This is a genomic window from Bradyrhizobium sp. RT6a (genome assembly GCF_040547675.1).
GTDB lineage: Bacteria > Pseudomonadota > Alphaproteobacteria > Rhizobiales > Xanthobacteraceae > Bradyrhizobium.
Map to the genome: position 1 here is coordinate 492,216 of NZ_JBEPQC010000002.1, position 13,897 is coordinate 506,112.

Consider the following 13,897-nt stretch of genomic DNA (forward strand, 5'->3'; position numbering starts at 1 on the left):
AGTCCGATGCCAGTTCTTGGTCCCCGGATCGGCCGCACAGGTTCAAAGGCTTTGCCGAAGCCCCATCGTCGCCGACGTTAGGTCATGGACGAACGCCAAATCATCGATCATTCTGCCCGTGCTCGGCCGCCATCGGTCGAGGCCCGCGGGCCCAAAAAGTCAAAAGACAGGGCGTGGGGACATGCATCTGAGGGAGAACGGAATTCCATGGCGGGCATCCATGCGCTCGATCGGTTCATCGGCAACGACTATCCGGAATTGGCGACTGACGAAGAGGTCCGGGCCTTCGAGCAGGTCCCTTACGCCGAGCGCGTCGCGGCCAACAGCACCTATGACGCCATCAGGCTCGGGGCTGACCGCAATCCCGACGGGCCAGCGATCCAGTTCCTGCAAAATGCCGATCCCGCCGACACGCCGGTCGTGGTCACGTACCGCGACTTCATCGCGCGCGTCACGCAGGCCGCCAACATGTTTCACGCGCTTGGCGTCGAGAAGGGCGACGTCGTCAGCTTCATGCTGCCGCTGGTGCCGGACGCCTTTGTAACGCTGTTCGGCGCGGAGGCCGCCGGCATCGCCAATCCCGTCAATCCGCTCCTGGAGCCGCACCAGATCGCGGAGATTCTGGAAGCGGCGAACACGAAAGTCCTGGTGGCGCTCGGGCCGATGCCGGGCACAGATATCTGGCAGAAAGTCGAGCAGATCAGGCCGCAACTCAAGCATCTCAAGGCGATCATACAGGTGTTCGGTGGCGGTGACCCGGGGAAGGGAGTCTTTGCCTTCAGCGACCTGATCAAGCAGCAGCCTTCGGACCGCCTTATCAGCGGGCGCAAGATTCTGGGCAACGACATCGCCGCCTATTTCCACACCGGCGGCACCACCGGCACGCCAAAGCTGGTGCGGCACACCCATGCCAACCAGGTCTATCAGGCCTGGGCGCTCAATCTGCTGCTGAAGTCGAAGCCGGGCGCCAACATGCTGTTCGGCATGCCGCTGTTTCACGTCGGAGGCTCGTTGACGCAGGTGCTAACGACGCTGTCGGCCGGCGGTTCGCTGGTCGTGCTGTCGCCGAGCGGATGGCGCAATCCGAATGCGGTGAAGAACATCTGGCAACTGGTCGAGCGCTTCAAGCCGGAGGCGCTGTCGAGCGTCCCGACGGTACTCGCCGCAACGCTCGCGGTGCCGCCTGGCAATGCCGACATCTCCAGCCTGAAATACGCGGCCGGTGGCGGCTCGGCGATCCCGGTCGCGGTGGGGTCTGCGATCCAGGACAAGCTCAAATTGCCTGTCGTCGAGGTCTACGGCATGACCGAGACTTCGAGCGTGCACACGCTGGCCTATCGGTCGCGGCCGATCCGGCTCGGTTCGGTCGGCCTTCCGATGCCCTACGCGCGGGTCCGCATCGTCCAGCTCGATGGCGAGGGCAAGCTGATCCGCGACTGCGCGCCTGACGAGATTGGCGTCGTCATCATGGCCGGCCCAGGCGTGTTCGGCGGCTATCTCAACGACGAGCACAACAAGGGTGCCTTCGTCGACGAGGTCTGGGTCAATTCCGGCGATCTCGGCCGGCTCGATGCCGACGGCTATCTCTGGATTACCGGCCGCGCCAAGGATCTCGTGATCCGCGGCGGCCACAACATCGATCCGGCGCCGATCGAGGAGATCATGTTCCGCCATCCTGCCGTCGGCTTTGCCGCAGTGGTCGGTCAACCCGACGCCTATGCCGGCGAGCTGCCGGTGGGCTACGTGCAGCTGAAGCCGGGGGCGATTGTCGAACCGGGCGAGCTGGAGACATGGGTGCGCGAGCGTACGCCGGAGCGCGCGGCTGTCCCGGTGCAGGTCATCCCGATCGACCCGATACCGGTGACGGGCGTCGGCAAAGTGTTCAAGCCGCAGCTGCGCTGGGACGCAGCCCAGCGCGTGTTTACGAAGGTGCTGACGCCGCTCGCCGAGCGCGGCATCGACTGCAAGGTCAGGGTCGGCGCTCACGGCAGCCACGGTTCGATCGCCACTGTGACGCTGGCGGGCCTGCCGGCGGATCAGCGCGAGGCGGTTGCGAGCGAGGTGCACGCACTGCTTGCACCGTTCGTGATGCGCCATGAGGTGGTGCAAATGTAACGGACCCAACGGGCGGCTTTGGCGTCAGCTCGAAAGCAGAGCGACGCTTCGCCGCATTATCCATACCCCCGATAGAGCCCCTTATGTGACAAGTATCACATAGGAAGAATTGGTAATTGAGCGATGGTCCGAATAGTCTCGTGGAATTGCATCCGGGGGGACGCAAGTGATTCCGTTTCGGATATTTGCTTTGTTGATTTTGGCCATTGGCCTCGCCTGCGGACCGGCCCATGCGGACCGGCGGGTCGCGCTTGTCATCGGCAATTCCGCCTACAAGAGCGCGCCCAAGCTCGGCAATCCCGTCAACGACGCCACTCTGGTCGGCGGTATGTTCAAGAAGGCGGGCTTTGATTCCGTCGATGTCAGGCTGGATCTCAGTGCCAGCGAGATGCGGCGCATGTTGCGTGAGTTCGCCGGCAGGACCCGCGATGCCGATATGGCGGTGATCTATTACGCCGGCCACGGCATCGAGCTGGAAGGCACCAACTATCTCATTCCGATTGACGCGACGCTGGAGACGGACGGCGACGTGCTCGACGAGACCATCCCGGTGGAACGTGCGCTGTTCGCGGTCGAGCCGGCCAAGCAGCTGCGCCTGATCATCCTGGACGCCTGCCGCGACAATCCGTTTTCCAAGACCATGAAGCGGACGCTGGCCTCGCGCGCGATCGGACGGGGGCTTGCCAAGGTCGAGCCGACCAGCCCCAACACCATGATTGCGTTCGCGGCAAAGGCCGGTTCGACCGCGTCCGACGGCGACTCCAGGAATAGCCCGTTCGCCGTCGCTTTGGTCGAGCACCTGCCGAAGCCGGGACTCGATTTGCGCAAGGCGTTCGGCTTCGTGCGCGACGACGTGCTCAAGAACACCGGCTACAAGCAGGAGCCCTATGTCTACGGCTCGCTCGGCGGCGACGATGTGCCGCTGGTCGCGACCAAGCCGGCGGCGACCGGCCCGCAGGCCAATCCGCAGGATTCTATTCGCAGGGATTACGAACTCGCGCTGCAGCTTGCCACGCGCGACGGCTGGGAGGCCTTCCTGGCGCAATATCCCGAAGGTTTCTACGCCAATCTGGCCAAGGGCCAGATGAACAAGATCGCCGCTGAAGAGACGCGCGCGTCGGCCGAGCAAAAAGCGAATGCGGCCGAGCAGCAGAAGGCAAGGCTCATTGCCGAACGCGCCCAGAAGGCCGAGCAGGACAAGGCGGCCGCGGCCGCCAAGGCTGCCGAAGAGGCCCGGATCGCGGCCGAGAAGCAGAAGCAAATCGAGCAGGCGAAGGCGGACGCAGCGGAGCACCAGCGCAAGCTGGCCGAGGCTGCCGCAGCGAAAGCACAGGCAGAGAAGCAGGCCGCGGAGAGGGCCAAGGCCGAGCTTGCCGCCAAGCAGGCCGCAGAGAAGGCGGAGCAGGCTGCAAAGCCTGTGGCCGATCGGCAGATGCCTGAGGTCGAGCAAAAAGCTGCAGCCCTTTCACCGGCGCCGGCATCCACATTGTCGTCGGCTGATCTGACAAGATCCGTGCAGAGTGAATTGCGCCGCGTCGGCTGTCTGTCCGCCACCGCGGACGGCGACTGGAGCGCCGCATCGCAGCGTTCGCTGGCCCTGTTCAACAAATATGCCGGCACCCAGTTCGACGCGAAGCTTGCGAGCATCGACGCGCTCGATGCGCTGAAAGCGAAGCCAGGCCGGGTTTGTCCGCTGGTTTGCAATTTCGGCTTCAAGGCGGATGGTGATCAATGCGTGAAGATCACCTGCCGCGCCGGCTATCGCGTCGGTGACGACAACGAGTGCGAGAAGGTACCAGAGAAGAAGCCGGTGGCGACGCGCGAGGATTCGAGGAGGCGGGATACGGACCGGAAGGCAAGCGAATCTTCGCCGTCCAGGCCTGAGGCGAGTGGACAGATCATTTGCAGTTCGACCGGCTGTCGCCCGGTGCAAAAGGGATGTCGGCTTGTTAGCGGCACGATCCCCGGTAGGGTTAGTTCGAATACAGCCACCGGCGGCAACTTCGAGGTCTGCAACTAGGGTGTCACTGGCAATCGCCCGTATAAGGCTCGTTCTTCTATGATCGTCTTGCGATCTCTTTCAATGTTGATTTTCGGTCTTTGGCTGGGGTGCGGATCGGCCCAGGCCGACAAGCGCGTTGCGCTCGTCATCGGCAACTCCGCCTATAAAAACGCGCCGCGGCTCGCCAACCCGGTCAACGATGCCGGGCTGGTCGGCGGCATGTTCAGGAACGCGGGTTTTGATACGGTCGAGATCAGGTTGGACCTCAATGCCAGCGAAATGCGGCGATCGCTGCGCGAGTTCGCGGCCAGGACGCGCGATGCCGACATGGCGGTGATCTACTATGCGGGCCACGGCATCGAGCTGGACGGCAGCAACTATCTCGTTCCGACCGATGCCATGCTGGAAACCGACGGCGACGTCCTCGATGAGACGATCGCGCTCGACCGCGCGCTGTACGCGGTCGAACCGGCCAAACAACTCCGTCTCGTCATCCTCGATGCGTGCCGCGACAATCCCTTCGCCAAGACGATGAAGCGCACCCTGGCCTCGCGCGCGATTGGCGGCGGGCTTGCCAAGGTCGAGCCCACCAGTCCGAACACGATGATCGCCTTTGCGGCCAAGGCGGGATCGACGGCGTCGGATGGCGACTCCCGGAACAGCCCGTTCGCGGTCGCGCTGACCGATCATCTGCCGAAGCCCGGGCTCGATTTGCGCAAGGCGTTCGGGTTTGTCCGTGACGACGTCTTGAAGAAGACCGGCAACAAGCAGGAGCCGTATGTCTATGGCTCTCTGGGCGGCAGCGATGTGCCGCTGGTGCCGGCAAGGCCGGCCGCCGCAGCCGGTCCGCAGGCAAATCCGCAGGACAGTGTGCGCAAAGACTACGAGCTTGCCCTCCAGGCCGGCCTGCGCGAGGCCTGGGAAGCATTCCTCCAGACCTATCCGGACGGCTTTTACGCCAACCTCGCCCGCGTGCAGTTGAAGAAGATCGCCGCCGAGGAGGATCGCACGGTGGCGACAGAGAAGGCGCGTCTGGCCGAACAGGAGAAGGCGAGGCTCGCGACCGAACGAGCCCAGAAGGCCGAGCAGGAGAAAGCCGCCGCAGCTGCCAAAGCCGCGGAAGAGGCGAGGATCGCGGCCGAGAAGGCCAAGCAGATCGAGCAGGCCAAGGCGGAGGCGGCCGAACGAGATCGCAAGGCGGCGGAAGCGGCCGCGGCCAAGTCGCTCGCGGAGAAGCGGGCGATGGAGAAGGCGGCAGCTGAGGCGGCAGCGAAGCAGGCAGCGGACAAGCAGGCGGCTGATGCCGAAAGCAGGAAGGTCGCCGCGATGTCGCCGCCGCCGCCAAGCGCTCCGCCACCCGGCGACCTCGCGAAATCCGTTCAGAGCGAACTGCGCCGCGTCGGCTGTCTTTCGGCCTCCGCTGACGGCGACTGGAACGCCGCAACGCAGCGCTCGCTGACGCTGTTCAACAAATATGCCGGCACTCAGTTCGACGCGAAGCTTGCAAGCGTTGACGCGCTCGATGCGCTGAAGGCGAAGCCGGGACGCGTCTGTCCGCTCGTATGCAATTTCGGCTTCAAGGCCGACGGCGATCAATGCGCGAAGATTACCTGCCGCGCCGGCTATCATGTCGGCGATGATAACGAATGCGAGAAGATTCAAGAGAAGAAGCCGGTCGTGACGCGCGAGGACTCGAGAAGGCGCGATAGCGACCGCAGAAATACCGAGTCAACGGCACCAAAGTCACAAGCCTCCGGCCAGATGATCTGCAACGGCGCCGGCTGCAGGCCGGTCGCAAAGGGTTGTCATCTCGGGCCGGTGCCCAATGCGAACGCCAGCGCCAAGATCACCGGCGAGGTCTGCAATTGACGGCCAGGCAGTGGTGATGTCCGGCCGGACCACACACGTCTGCGGTTGAGGTGGGGGAAGGCGACACGAGGCTTGCGTGCCCCGCCGCAAGCGAGCATCATTCCCAAAAAAATGGGGGAAACCGATGCTTGAGCTCTCGCGCCGCAGTCACCTTCAGCAATTGTCGGCCGTGCTCGGATCCGCCGCGCTGCCTGGGTGGTCGAGATGCGCGAGGGCTTCGGAGGCAGACATTCCTCCCGAGGGCATCGGCAAGGGCATCAAGCACATCTCCTATAGCGACATCGGCGGACGGCCCGACAGCGTGCAGGTGATGTTCAACCGGCAGCACGTCTATGTCGGGCACATGTTCAGCGACGGCGTGACGATCCTGGACGCATCCGATCCGCGTGCGCTGAAGCCGGTCAATTTCTTCACCGCAAGACAATACACCCGCACCCACCATTTACAGGTGGCGGAAGATTTGCTGCTGCTTGCGAACGGCGCCAATATTGTCGCGATGCAGTCCTACGACAACATGCGCGGCTATTTCGAGAACACGCTGGTCGACAGCATCACCAAGGCAAAGAAATTCCGCTGCGGCCTCTCGATCCACGACATCTCGAAGCCGAACGAGATGCGCGAGATCGCGTTTCTCGAAATGCCTGGCTTCGGCATCAACCGGCTGTGGTGGCCGGGCGGCCGCTATGCCTATGTGTCGGCGCATCTCGACGGGTTCACCGACCACATCCTTTGCGTGGTCGATCTCAAGACCATCACGAAGCCGGAGATCGTCGCGAAATGGTGGCTGCCCGGCATGAACCGCGCGGCCGGCGAGCCGGCGACGCCAAAGGGCAAGCGCTTTGCGCTCCATCACATGATCACGGCTGGTGATCGCGGCTATGCCGCCTGGCGCGATGGCGGCTTCACCATTCACGACATCAGCGATCCCACCAATCCAAAGCTGCTGTCCCACATCAACTGGTCGCCGCCCTTCGCCGGTGGCACGCATACGCCGCTGCCGCTGCCCAAGCGGCAGCTCGCGATCGTCGCGGACGAAGCCAATGCGGACAATTGCGCCAAGGGCCTGTTCCATACATTCGTCCTCGACGTGCGCGCGCCTGGAAACCCGGTGCCGATCGCAACCCTGCCGACCCCGCGCGAACGCGATTTCTGCACGAACGGTACCTTCGGACCGCATAATCTGCACGAGAACCGCCCGGGCTCGTTCCAGAGCGAGGAGACGATCTTTGCGACCTACAACAATGCCGGCGTCAGGGTGTTCGACGTCAGGGACGCCTTCGCACCGAAGGAGATCGCGTATTGGGTGCCGCCGACACCGAAAAAGCTCATCGACCCCCGCCCGAACGTCGCGCTCGCGGCCAAGACCTGCGACGCCTATGTCCGGCCCGACGGGCTGATGTTCGTCTCCGACTGGAACGCCGGCATGCACGTGCTGCAATATCAGGGATGAGCGGAGGAGCGCGTAGGGTGGGTTAGCCCTGCAGATGCGCAAAGCGCATCTGCAGGGCGTAACCCACCTCTTCTGTTTCCGTGGACAGAGACGGCGGTGGGTTACGCCTTCGGCTAACCCACCCTACGAATCCGACTAACCCGCCGGCATCCGCGTCTCCACCAGACGCGCCCAATAGGACGCGCCGTGGCCGAGGATGTTGTCGTTGAAGATGTAGGCCGGGTGGTGGCACTCGTTGCCGTCGCCCATGCCGACCAGGATCATCGCGCCGGGGCGCGCTTCCAGCATGAAGGATAAGTCCTCGGCCCCCATCATCGGAATGAACTTGTCGTTGACGCGCTCGGCACCGACGATGTCGCGGGCGACGTCGGCGGCAAGGCCGGCCTCGCGCGCATGGTTCATCGTCACCGGATACATCCGCGTGTATTTGGTCTCCGCCGAGCCGCCATAGGCGCGCGCGACGCTGTCGGCGACCTCGCCGATGCGGCGCTCGACGAGATCGCGCACTTCAGGGTCGAGCGTGCGCACGGTGCCGCCGAGTTCGGCGATCTCGGGGATGATGTTGAAGGCCGTGCCGGAGTGGAACTGCGTGATCGAGATGACGGCGGATTTCAGCGGATCGACGTTGCGCGCGACGATCGATTGCAGCGCGTTGACGATCTGCGAACCGATCAGCACGCTGTCGATCGACTTGTGCGGACCCGCGCCGGCATGGCCGCCCTTGCCGTGGACTGTGATCTGGATGTTGTCGGAGGAGGCGAGCATCGCACCCGGCGTGGTCGCGAAATGTCCTTCGGGCAGGCCCGGCATGTTGTGCATGCCGTAGACCTCCTGGATGTTCCAGCGCGTCATCAGCCCGTCCTCGACCATCGCCTTGCCGCCGCCGCCGCCTTCTTCCGCGGGCTGAAAGATCACGACCGCGGTGCCGTCGAAGTTGCGCGTCTCGGCGAGATATTTGGCGGCTCCGAGCAGCATGGCGGTGTGGCCGTCATGGCCGCAGGCGTGCATCTTGCCGGGGACCTTGGAGGCGTAGGCGACGCCCGAGGTCTCCATGATCGGCAGCGCGTCCATGTCGGCGCGCAGGCCAATGGTCTTGCCCGAGGCGGATTTGCGGCCGCGGATCACACCGACGACACCGGTGCGGCCGATGCCCGTCACCACCTCGTCGCAGCCGAACTCGCGCAAGCGGTCGGCAACGATGCCGGCGGTGCGGTGGACGTCGTATTGCAGCTCCGGGTTCTCGTGGAAGTCATGGCGCCAGGCGGCCATTTCGTCGGAGAGGGCGGCAACGCGGTTGACGATGGGCATGGAGGCTCCGTCTCTGTTGTTGTTGCCAGATGAGCGAAGGGGCATCCGGGATCTTTTGTGAGAGAAGTCCCAGGTATCGCTGCGCTCACCCGGGCTACGAATGACGTTCAGCTTTCGCCGAACACGCGCTTGAAGATCGTGTCGACGTGCTTGAAGTGATAGCCGAGGTCGAACTGCTCCTCGATCTCGGCGTCGGTGAGATACTTCTTCACGTCAGCGTCCTTCTTCAGGAGCTGGAGAAAGTCGCCTTCGCCGCGCCAGACCGGCATGGCGTTGCGCTGCACGAGCTTGTAGGCGTCCTCGCGGCTCGCGCCCTTCTGCGTCAGCGCCAGCAGAACACGCTGCGAATGCACGAGGCCGCCGAGGCGGTCGAGGTTCTTCTGCATGTTGGCGGGGTACACCAGCAGCTTGTCGATCAGGCCGGCGAGGCGGACCAGCGCGAAGTCGAGCGTCACGGTCGCGTCGGGGGCCATCATGCGCTCGGCGGAGGAGTGCGAGATGTCGCGCTCGTGCCAGAGCACGACGTTCTCCAGCGCCGGCGTCACATAGGCGCGCACCATGCGCGACAGGCCGGTGAGGTTCTCCGAGAGCACCGGATTGCGCTTGTGCGGCATCGCGGACGAACCCTTCTGCCCTTCGGAGAAGAACTCCTCGGCTTCCAGCACTTCGGTGCGCTGCATGTGGCGGACCTCCACCGCGAAACGCTCGACCGAGGCGGCGATCACGCCGAGCGTCGAGAAATACATCGCGTGGCGGTCGCGGGGGATGACCTGCGTCGAGATCGGCTCGGGGACGAGGCCCATGGCCTTCGCAACATGCTGTTCGACGCGCGGATCGATCTGGGCAAAAGTGCCGACCGCACCGGAGATGGCGCAGGTAGCGACTTCCTTGCGCGCCGCGATCAGGCGCTCCCTGGCGCGCGAGAATTCCGCATAGGCATAGGCGAGCTTGAGGCCGAAGGTCACGGGTTCGGCGTGGATGCCGTGGCTGCGGCCGATGGTCGGCGTCATCTTGTGCTCGAAGGCGCGCTTCTTCAGCGCAGCCAGCACCTTGTCGAGGTCAGCAAGCAGCAGGTCTGCGGCACGGGTGAGCTGGACGTTGAGGCAGGTGTCGAGCACGTCGGAGGAGGTCATGCCCTGGTGCACGAAGCGCGCCTCGGGGCCGACGATCTCGGCGAGGTGGGTGAGGAAGGCGATGACGTCGTGCTTGGTCTCGCGCTCGATCTCGTCGATGCGGGCGACGTCGAAGGTGGCGTTCCTGGCCTTGGCCCAGACCGTCTTGGCGGCGTCCTTGGGGATAGTCCCAAGCTCGGCGAGGGCGTCCGCCGCGTGCGCCTCGATCTCGAACCAGATCTTGAACCGGGTCTGGGGTTCCCAGATCGAGGCCATTTCCGGCCGGGTATAGCGGGGGATCATTGGACTGCTCCAGGAAGGTGGGCGGGCGACCCACGAGGGGCGACCTGCCAGAATGTTTTTTACGCCGTGATTTAGCAGAGGGGAGAGGGCGAAACAAACGGCGGCGACAAGGTAGCGGGGGATGATTGGGTTGGGCGGTGATCGGCCCGGCCACCCCGGGCGATGGGTGGCCCGCGCCCAGGGGCGCAGATATTAACTGTCAATCACGGATCATTGACTGACAGATATTGAAATCTGTCAGCGAGACGTGTATATCCGTTCTCGGACGCTCCGATTGGGCGTCTGGCGGCATCCCGGGAGCCCGACGTCCCAGACAGATGGGATTGAGGATCGCAATTGAACAATGGGGACCGCCAATTGATTGGAGACTTACGACAATGACGACCGAAATCATCAATTTGACCGGGACAATTGGGCATTGGCTCAATTTACTGGTGGCGCGCCAGATCGCGGCGCAGGCTGCAAAACTGCCTCATTAAGGCGAGAGCTTTCCGAAACGACCGGCACGGGCGCTTCGGAAGCAGCTCCGTCGCCGGGTAACTGAGCCCTCAACGGGAACATGGTGCTGGCATGAACGAAGCCGTTATCTTGACGCCGGAGCGGATCCTCGAAGTGACCGAGGACGTGCTGCGGCGTTACGGACTCGCCAAGGCCACCGTGGTCGACGTGGCCCGTGCACTCGATGTGAGCCACGGCAGCGTCTACCGCCATTTTCCGAGCAAGGCCTCCCTGCGCGAGGCCGTCGCCAAACGCTGGCTGGACCGCATCGACGCGCCATTGCGCCAGCTGGCCGAAGAGCAGGGGCCGGCCCCAGCACGGCTCGACCGCTGGCTGCGCACCCTGTTCGCCGCCAAGCGTTCGCGCGTGCTCGACGACCCCGAGATGTTCGACACCTATCTGACTCTGGCGCGCGAGGCGTGTGCAGCCGTCAAGTGTCACAAGGACACTATGATCGACCAGATTGCGGCGATCCTGAACGATGGCGTGAAGCAGGGCGTGTTCGAGGTGGGCGACGTCAAGACCACCGCACGCGCCATCTTCGATGCCACCGTCCGCTTCCACCATCCGGCCCACGCCGACGAATGGAAGGACGCCGATCTCTCGGCGCGTGTCGATGCGACGCTGGCGCTGCTATTGCGCGGGCTGAAGGCGTAGGCCGAACACCTCCACGCCGATCCAAAGCCGCTCGATAGCCGGCATGGGCGGCGCTTGGTTATCCTTCGGCCTTGTGGGCGAGCGCACCATCGCGGAGCGAACGCGGATGGTGGGCCTTTTTCCGCCCACGAAGAGCGGTACCCGCCAACGGCACGACCGGCGGGCTTTCCGGATACGCATTGACTTCGATTTCGACCACGTCCTTCGCCCGCTTTCGAAGCCTGTAGAATGCAAGCTCTTGCTCGAGCATGGGGCAGTGGAATCGAATCGTTGCTGTGTCTGGCAAGCGACAGAGTTCATCGATGAGCTCGCCGACAGTGATGAGCGCGGGATAGGTAGCTTCGCGGATAGCCTTACTCATGGCGGAACTCCTTGACTCCGGTACTAACCAGAGTTCGACGGCCTCCGTTCCAATCCGCATCGCAAGGCGGTCGAAATATCCTTGCATGTGCCCGCATGCGGAGGAGGGCTCCGTGCGTTCTACCTCCAGGGAGGGGCGAGCATCTAGATTTTCGTCAGTCCACAACTGGCCGCCAACCGCACAAGCTGCGCATCCGTGCGCGCGCCGGTCTTGGTCTTGATCAGGTAGTGATAGTTCTGCACCGTCTTGACGCTGAGATTGAGATGCGCAGCGATCAGTTCGGTCGTGGCGCCGCCGGCGAACTGGCGCAGGATCTCGATCTCGCGTTCGCCCAGTTGATCCAGCGCAGAGCCCGCCGACAGGCTGTCCTCGGCCAGGATGTGCGCGATGTCGTCGCTCATGGCGCGTTCGCCGCGCGCGACGCTCCGGATCGCGGACACGACCGCGGACGGCTCGCTGCTCTTGGTGACGAAGCCGCTGGCACCGGCACTGAAAGCTGCCTTCACCAGCACGGCCTCGTTGTGCATGGTGAAAACGAGGATCCGCGCCCGCGGGCTGCGCGCGCGGATGTTGCGGATGGCTTCCAGCCCGCTCGCGCCCGGCATCGAGATATCAAGCACGACGACATCAGGATCGCGCGCCTTGAAGGCGCTGTAGGCATCCGCGGCGTTGTCGGCTTCCGCCACGACATGCAGATCGCCCTGGCTTTCCAGCACGCGCCGATAGCCTTGCCGTACGATCGGATGATCGTCGACCAGAAGCACGGAGATGCCTGTTGCCGTAATCTCGTTCATCCCGTCCTCACGCGGCGAGCGGGATGGTGGCGGCGACGCTGAGTCCGCGATGGGCGGGTAGGATCGACAATGATCCACCGGCCGCCGCGAGCCGTTCGCGGATGCCCGTGAGGCCGAAGCCGGCCGACCGCTCAACGCGTGCCGCGTCGCCGCCGCCATCGTCCTCGATACGGATCAGCAACGCATCGTCGTCGCCCGGGCGCCGCTCGACGCTGACCGAAATCTCGCGTGCCGCGCCGTGGCGCAACGCGTTGGTCAGACATTCCTGCGCGACGCGATAGGCGGTGGTCGCGGCCGGGCCGCTGATGTCGGTGAGGTCGCCCTTAAGATCGAGCTGGATCGTCGGCCGCGCCGAGCTCTGCGAGCGCCAGCTATCCACCAGATTCACGAGGCTCGCCTCCAGCCCAAGCTCGGCGGGCAGGGGATTGCGCAGGCGCTTCAGCGCGTCGCGCAGCGATGCCATCAGATGATGCGTGGCCTGCGAGATCATCCGCGCGTCCTGCACGATGTCGTTGCGCTTGTCTGCCTTCGTGCTCGCCGTCTCGATGGTGTTGGCGAAGGCGAGGATGGCCGAGAGATTTTGTCCGAACTCGTCGTGCAGCTCGCGGGCGAGCGCGCGGCGTTCGTCGTCGCGGATCTCGATCAGGCGCCGCGTCAGCGCCGCGCGCTGCTCGGTCGCTTCCTCCAGCCGCCCGCCGAGCTCGTCGACGGCGCTGCCGATCATCGCCAGCTCCATCGAGCGGAAGCGCGGCAGTTTCGTGCGATACTGACCGCGCGCCATGCGCTGCAAGGCGGTCACGATCGTGCGCGCCGGCGCCAGCGCATGCGCGATCGCGAGCGAAGCCAGCAGCGCGATCGCCGCCGCCATCAAAAGCGCGACGTCGATTACGTTGAGGATGTATTCCCAAGCGAGCGAGATGGCAGCTGCGGCATCCGGCGTCGCGACCACCGTTCCGGCGGTCGCCGCGCGGGGACTGACCGGCCGTATCACCTCCGCATGGCTGCCAAGGAAGGTCGGCACAATTGACGCGAACCAGCGCGGAGGCGTCTTGCCGAGCCCCTCGCTCTGGCCGCAGAGCGGCTTCTCGAATGCGATAGCGGGTTGGAACTCCACGCAGACGCCGGGTGAGATCAGCTTCATCGTCTCCAGCGTGCGCCACTCCGGAACCGGCAGGAGCTGCTCGCGTGTTCTGCTGCTACGCAACAGGAATTCGTGCCAATACAGGGCCTGAAGCGCCTGGGCGACCCGCTGCGCCGAGGCCGCAGTCGCCCGGTCGACGCTGCGATAGGCGTCGAACGTCGCCCAGATGGTCGCCGCGCCAAGGCAGAGGGCGACGATGAGAAACAGACGGGCGACAAGCTGAAGCACAAGGCGCATGCGATCACCCCAAAGTTTGGTAAGGTCAGCCTAACAACGCCGCCGCGCCT

Annotated in this window: 10 protein-coding genes; 5 read left to right on the forward strand and 5 right to left on the reverse strand. The window is 64.4% G+C overall.

The genetic code is table 11. The features are described from left to right. Nucleotides 1-207 precede the first annotated feature (207 nt). The 4 genes from ABIC03_RS12095 (at nt 208) to ABIC03_RS12110 (ending at nt 7,436) form a co-directional block, all read left to right on the forward strand. The gene (locus ABIC03_RS12095) at nt 208-2,115 is read left to right on the forward strand and encodes an acyl-CoA synthetase (RefSeq protein WP_354058285.1); all 1,908 of its coding nucleotides are present in this window, start codon (nt 208-210) and stop codon (nt 2,113-2,115) included. A gap of 193 nt (nt 2,116-2,308) precedes the next feature. Then, nucleotides 2,309-4,135, forward strand: coding sequence for a caspase family protein (locus tag ABIC03_RS12100; RefSeq protein ID WP_502916879.1), 1,827 nt, complete (start codon nt 2,309-2,311; stop codon nt 4,133-4,135). 39 nt (nt 4,136-4,174) lie between these two features. Beyond that, entirely contained in the window at nt 4,175-5,986 is a 1,812-nt protein-coding gene (locus ABIC03_RS12105) for a caspase family protein (RefSeq protein WP_502916880.1), read from the forward strand. Between the two features lie 124 nt (nt 5,987-6,110). Continuing rightward, nucleotides 6,111-7,436 (forward strand): LVIVD repeat-containing protein, encoded by a 1,326-nt coding sequence (locus tag ABIC03_RS12110; RefSeq protein WP_354058291.1) that lies wholly within the window; start codon nt 6,111-6,113, stop codon nt 7,434-7,436. Nucleotides 7,437-7,571: 135 nt separating this feature from the next. Here the strand turns inward: ABIC03_RS12110 and ABIC03_RS12115 are convergent, their stop codons facing one another. Together ABIC03_RS12115 and purB are read right to left on the reverse strand one after the other, a co-directional pair. Further along, nucleotides 7,572-8,744: a M20 aminoacylase family protein gene (locus tag ABIC03_RS12115; protein WP_354058293.1), complete on the reverse strand. Its 1,173-nt coding sequence runs from the start codon at nt 8,742-8,744 to the stop codon at nt 7,572-7,574. 107 nt (nt 8,745-8,851) lie between these two features. Beyond that, the gene (gene purB / locus ABIC03_RS12120; RefSeq protein WP_354058295.1) at nt 8,852-10,159 is read right to left on the reverse strand and encodes an adenylosuccinate lyase; all 1,308 of its coding nucleotides are present in this window, start codon (nt 10,157-10,159) and stop codon (nt 8,852-8,854) included. Nucleotides 10,160-10,729: 570 nt separating this feature from the next. Between purB and ABIC03_RS12125 the strand changes: the two genes are divergently transcribed. Continuing rightward, the gene (locus tag ABIC03_RS12125) at nt 10,730-11,314 is read left to right on the forward strand and encodes a TetR/AcrR family transcriptional regulator (protein ID WP_354058297.1); all 585 of its coding nucleotides are present in this window, start codon (nt 10,730-10,732) and stop codon (nt 11,312-11,314) included. Nucleotides 11,315-11,372: 58 nt separating this feature from the next. On the opposite strand, the gene ABIC03_RS12130 is transcribed toward ABIC03_RS12125, so the two are convergent. The 3 genes from ABIC03_RS12130 to ABIC03_RS12140 form a co-directional block, all read right to left on the reverse strand. Further along, nucleotides 11,373-11,675, reverse strand: a complete 303-nt coding sequence (locus tag ABIC03_RS12130; protein ID WP_354058299.1) for a hypothetical protein — start codon at nt 11,673-11,675, stop codon at nt 11,373-11,375. Between the two features lie 143 nt (nt 11,676-11,818). Continuing rightward, nucleotides 11,819-12,469 (reverse strand): response regulator, encoded by a 651-nt coding sequence (locus ABIC03_RS12135; protein WP_354058301.1) that lies wholly within the window; start codon nt 12,467-12,469, stop codon nt 11,819-11,821. A gap of 7 nt (nt 12,470-12,476) precedes the next feature. Next, complete coding sequence (locus ABIC03_RS12140) at nt 12,477-13,847, reverse strand: sensor histidine kinase (protein WP_354058303.1); 1,371 nt, start codon at nt 13,845-13,847, stop codon at nt 12,477-12,479. Between the last annotated feature and the right edge of the window lie 50 nt (nt 13,848-13,897).

Bases quoted from the DNA above. Each gene is read 5' to 3' on its own strand.
- ABIC03_RS12095 (WP_354058285.1), top strand. From the start codon at position 208: ATGGCGGGCATCCATGCGCTCGATCGGTTCATCGGCAACGACTATCCG.
- ABIC03_RS12105 (WP_502916880.1), top strand. From the start codon at position 4,175: ATGATCGTCTTGCGATCTCTTTCAATGTTGATTTTCGGTCTTTGGCTG.
- ABIC03_RS12110 (WP_354058291.1), top strand. From the start codon at position 6,111: ATGCTTGAGCTCTCGCGCCGCAGTCACCTTCAGCAATTGTCGGCCGTG.
- ABIC03_RS12115 (WP_354058293.1), bottom strand. From the start codon at position 8,744: ATGCCCATCGTCAACCGCGTTGCCGCCCTCTCCGACGAAATGGCCGCC.
- purB (WP_354058295.1), bottom strand. From the start codon at position 10,159: ATGATCCCCCGCTATACCCGGCCGGAAATGGCCTCGATCTGGGAACCC.
- ABIC03_RS12125 (WP_354058297.1), top strand. From the start codon at position 10,730: ATGAACGAAGCCGTTATCTTGACGCCGGAGCGGATCCTCGAAGTGACC.
- ABIC03_RS12130 (WP_354058299.1), bottom strand. From the start codon at position 11,675: ATGAGTAAGGCTATCCGCGAAGCTACCTATCCCGCGCTCATCACTGTC.
- ABIC03_RS12135 (WP_354058301.1), bottom strand. From the start codon at position 12,469: ATGAACGAGATTACGGCAACAGGCATCTCCGTGCTTCTGGTCGACGAT.
- ABIC03_RS12140 (WP_354058303.1), bottom strand. From the start codon at position 13,847: ATGCGCCTTGTGCTTCAGCTTGTCGCCCGTCTGTTTCTCATCGTCGCC.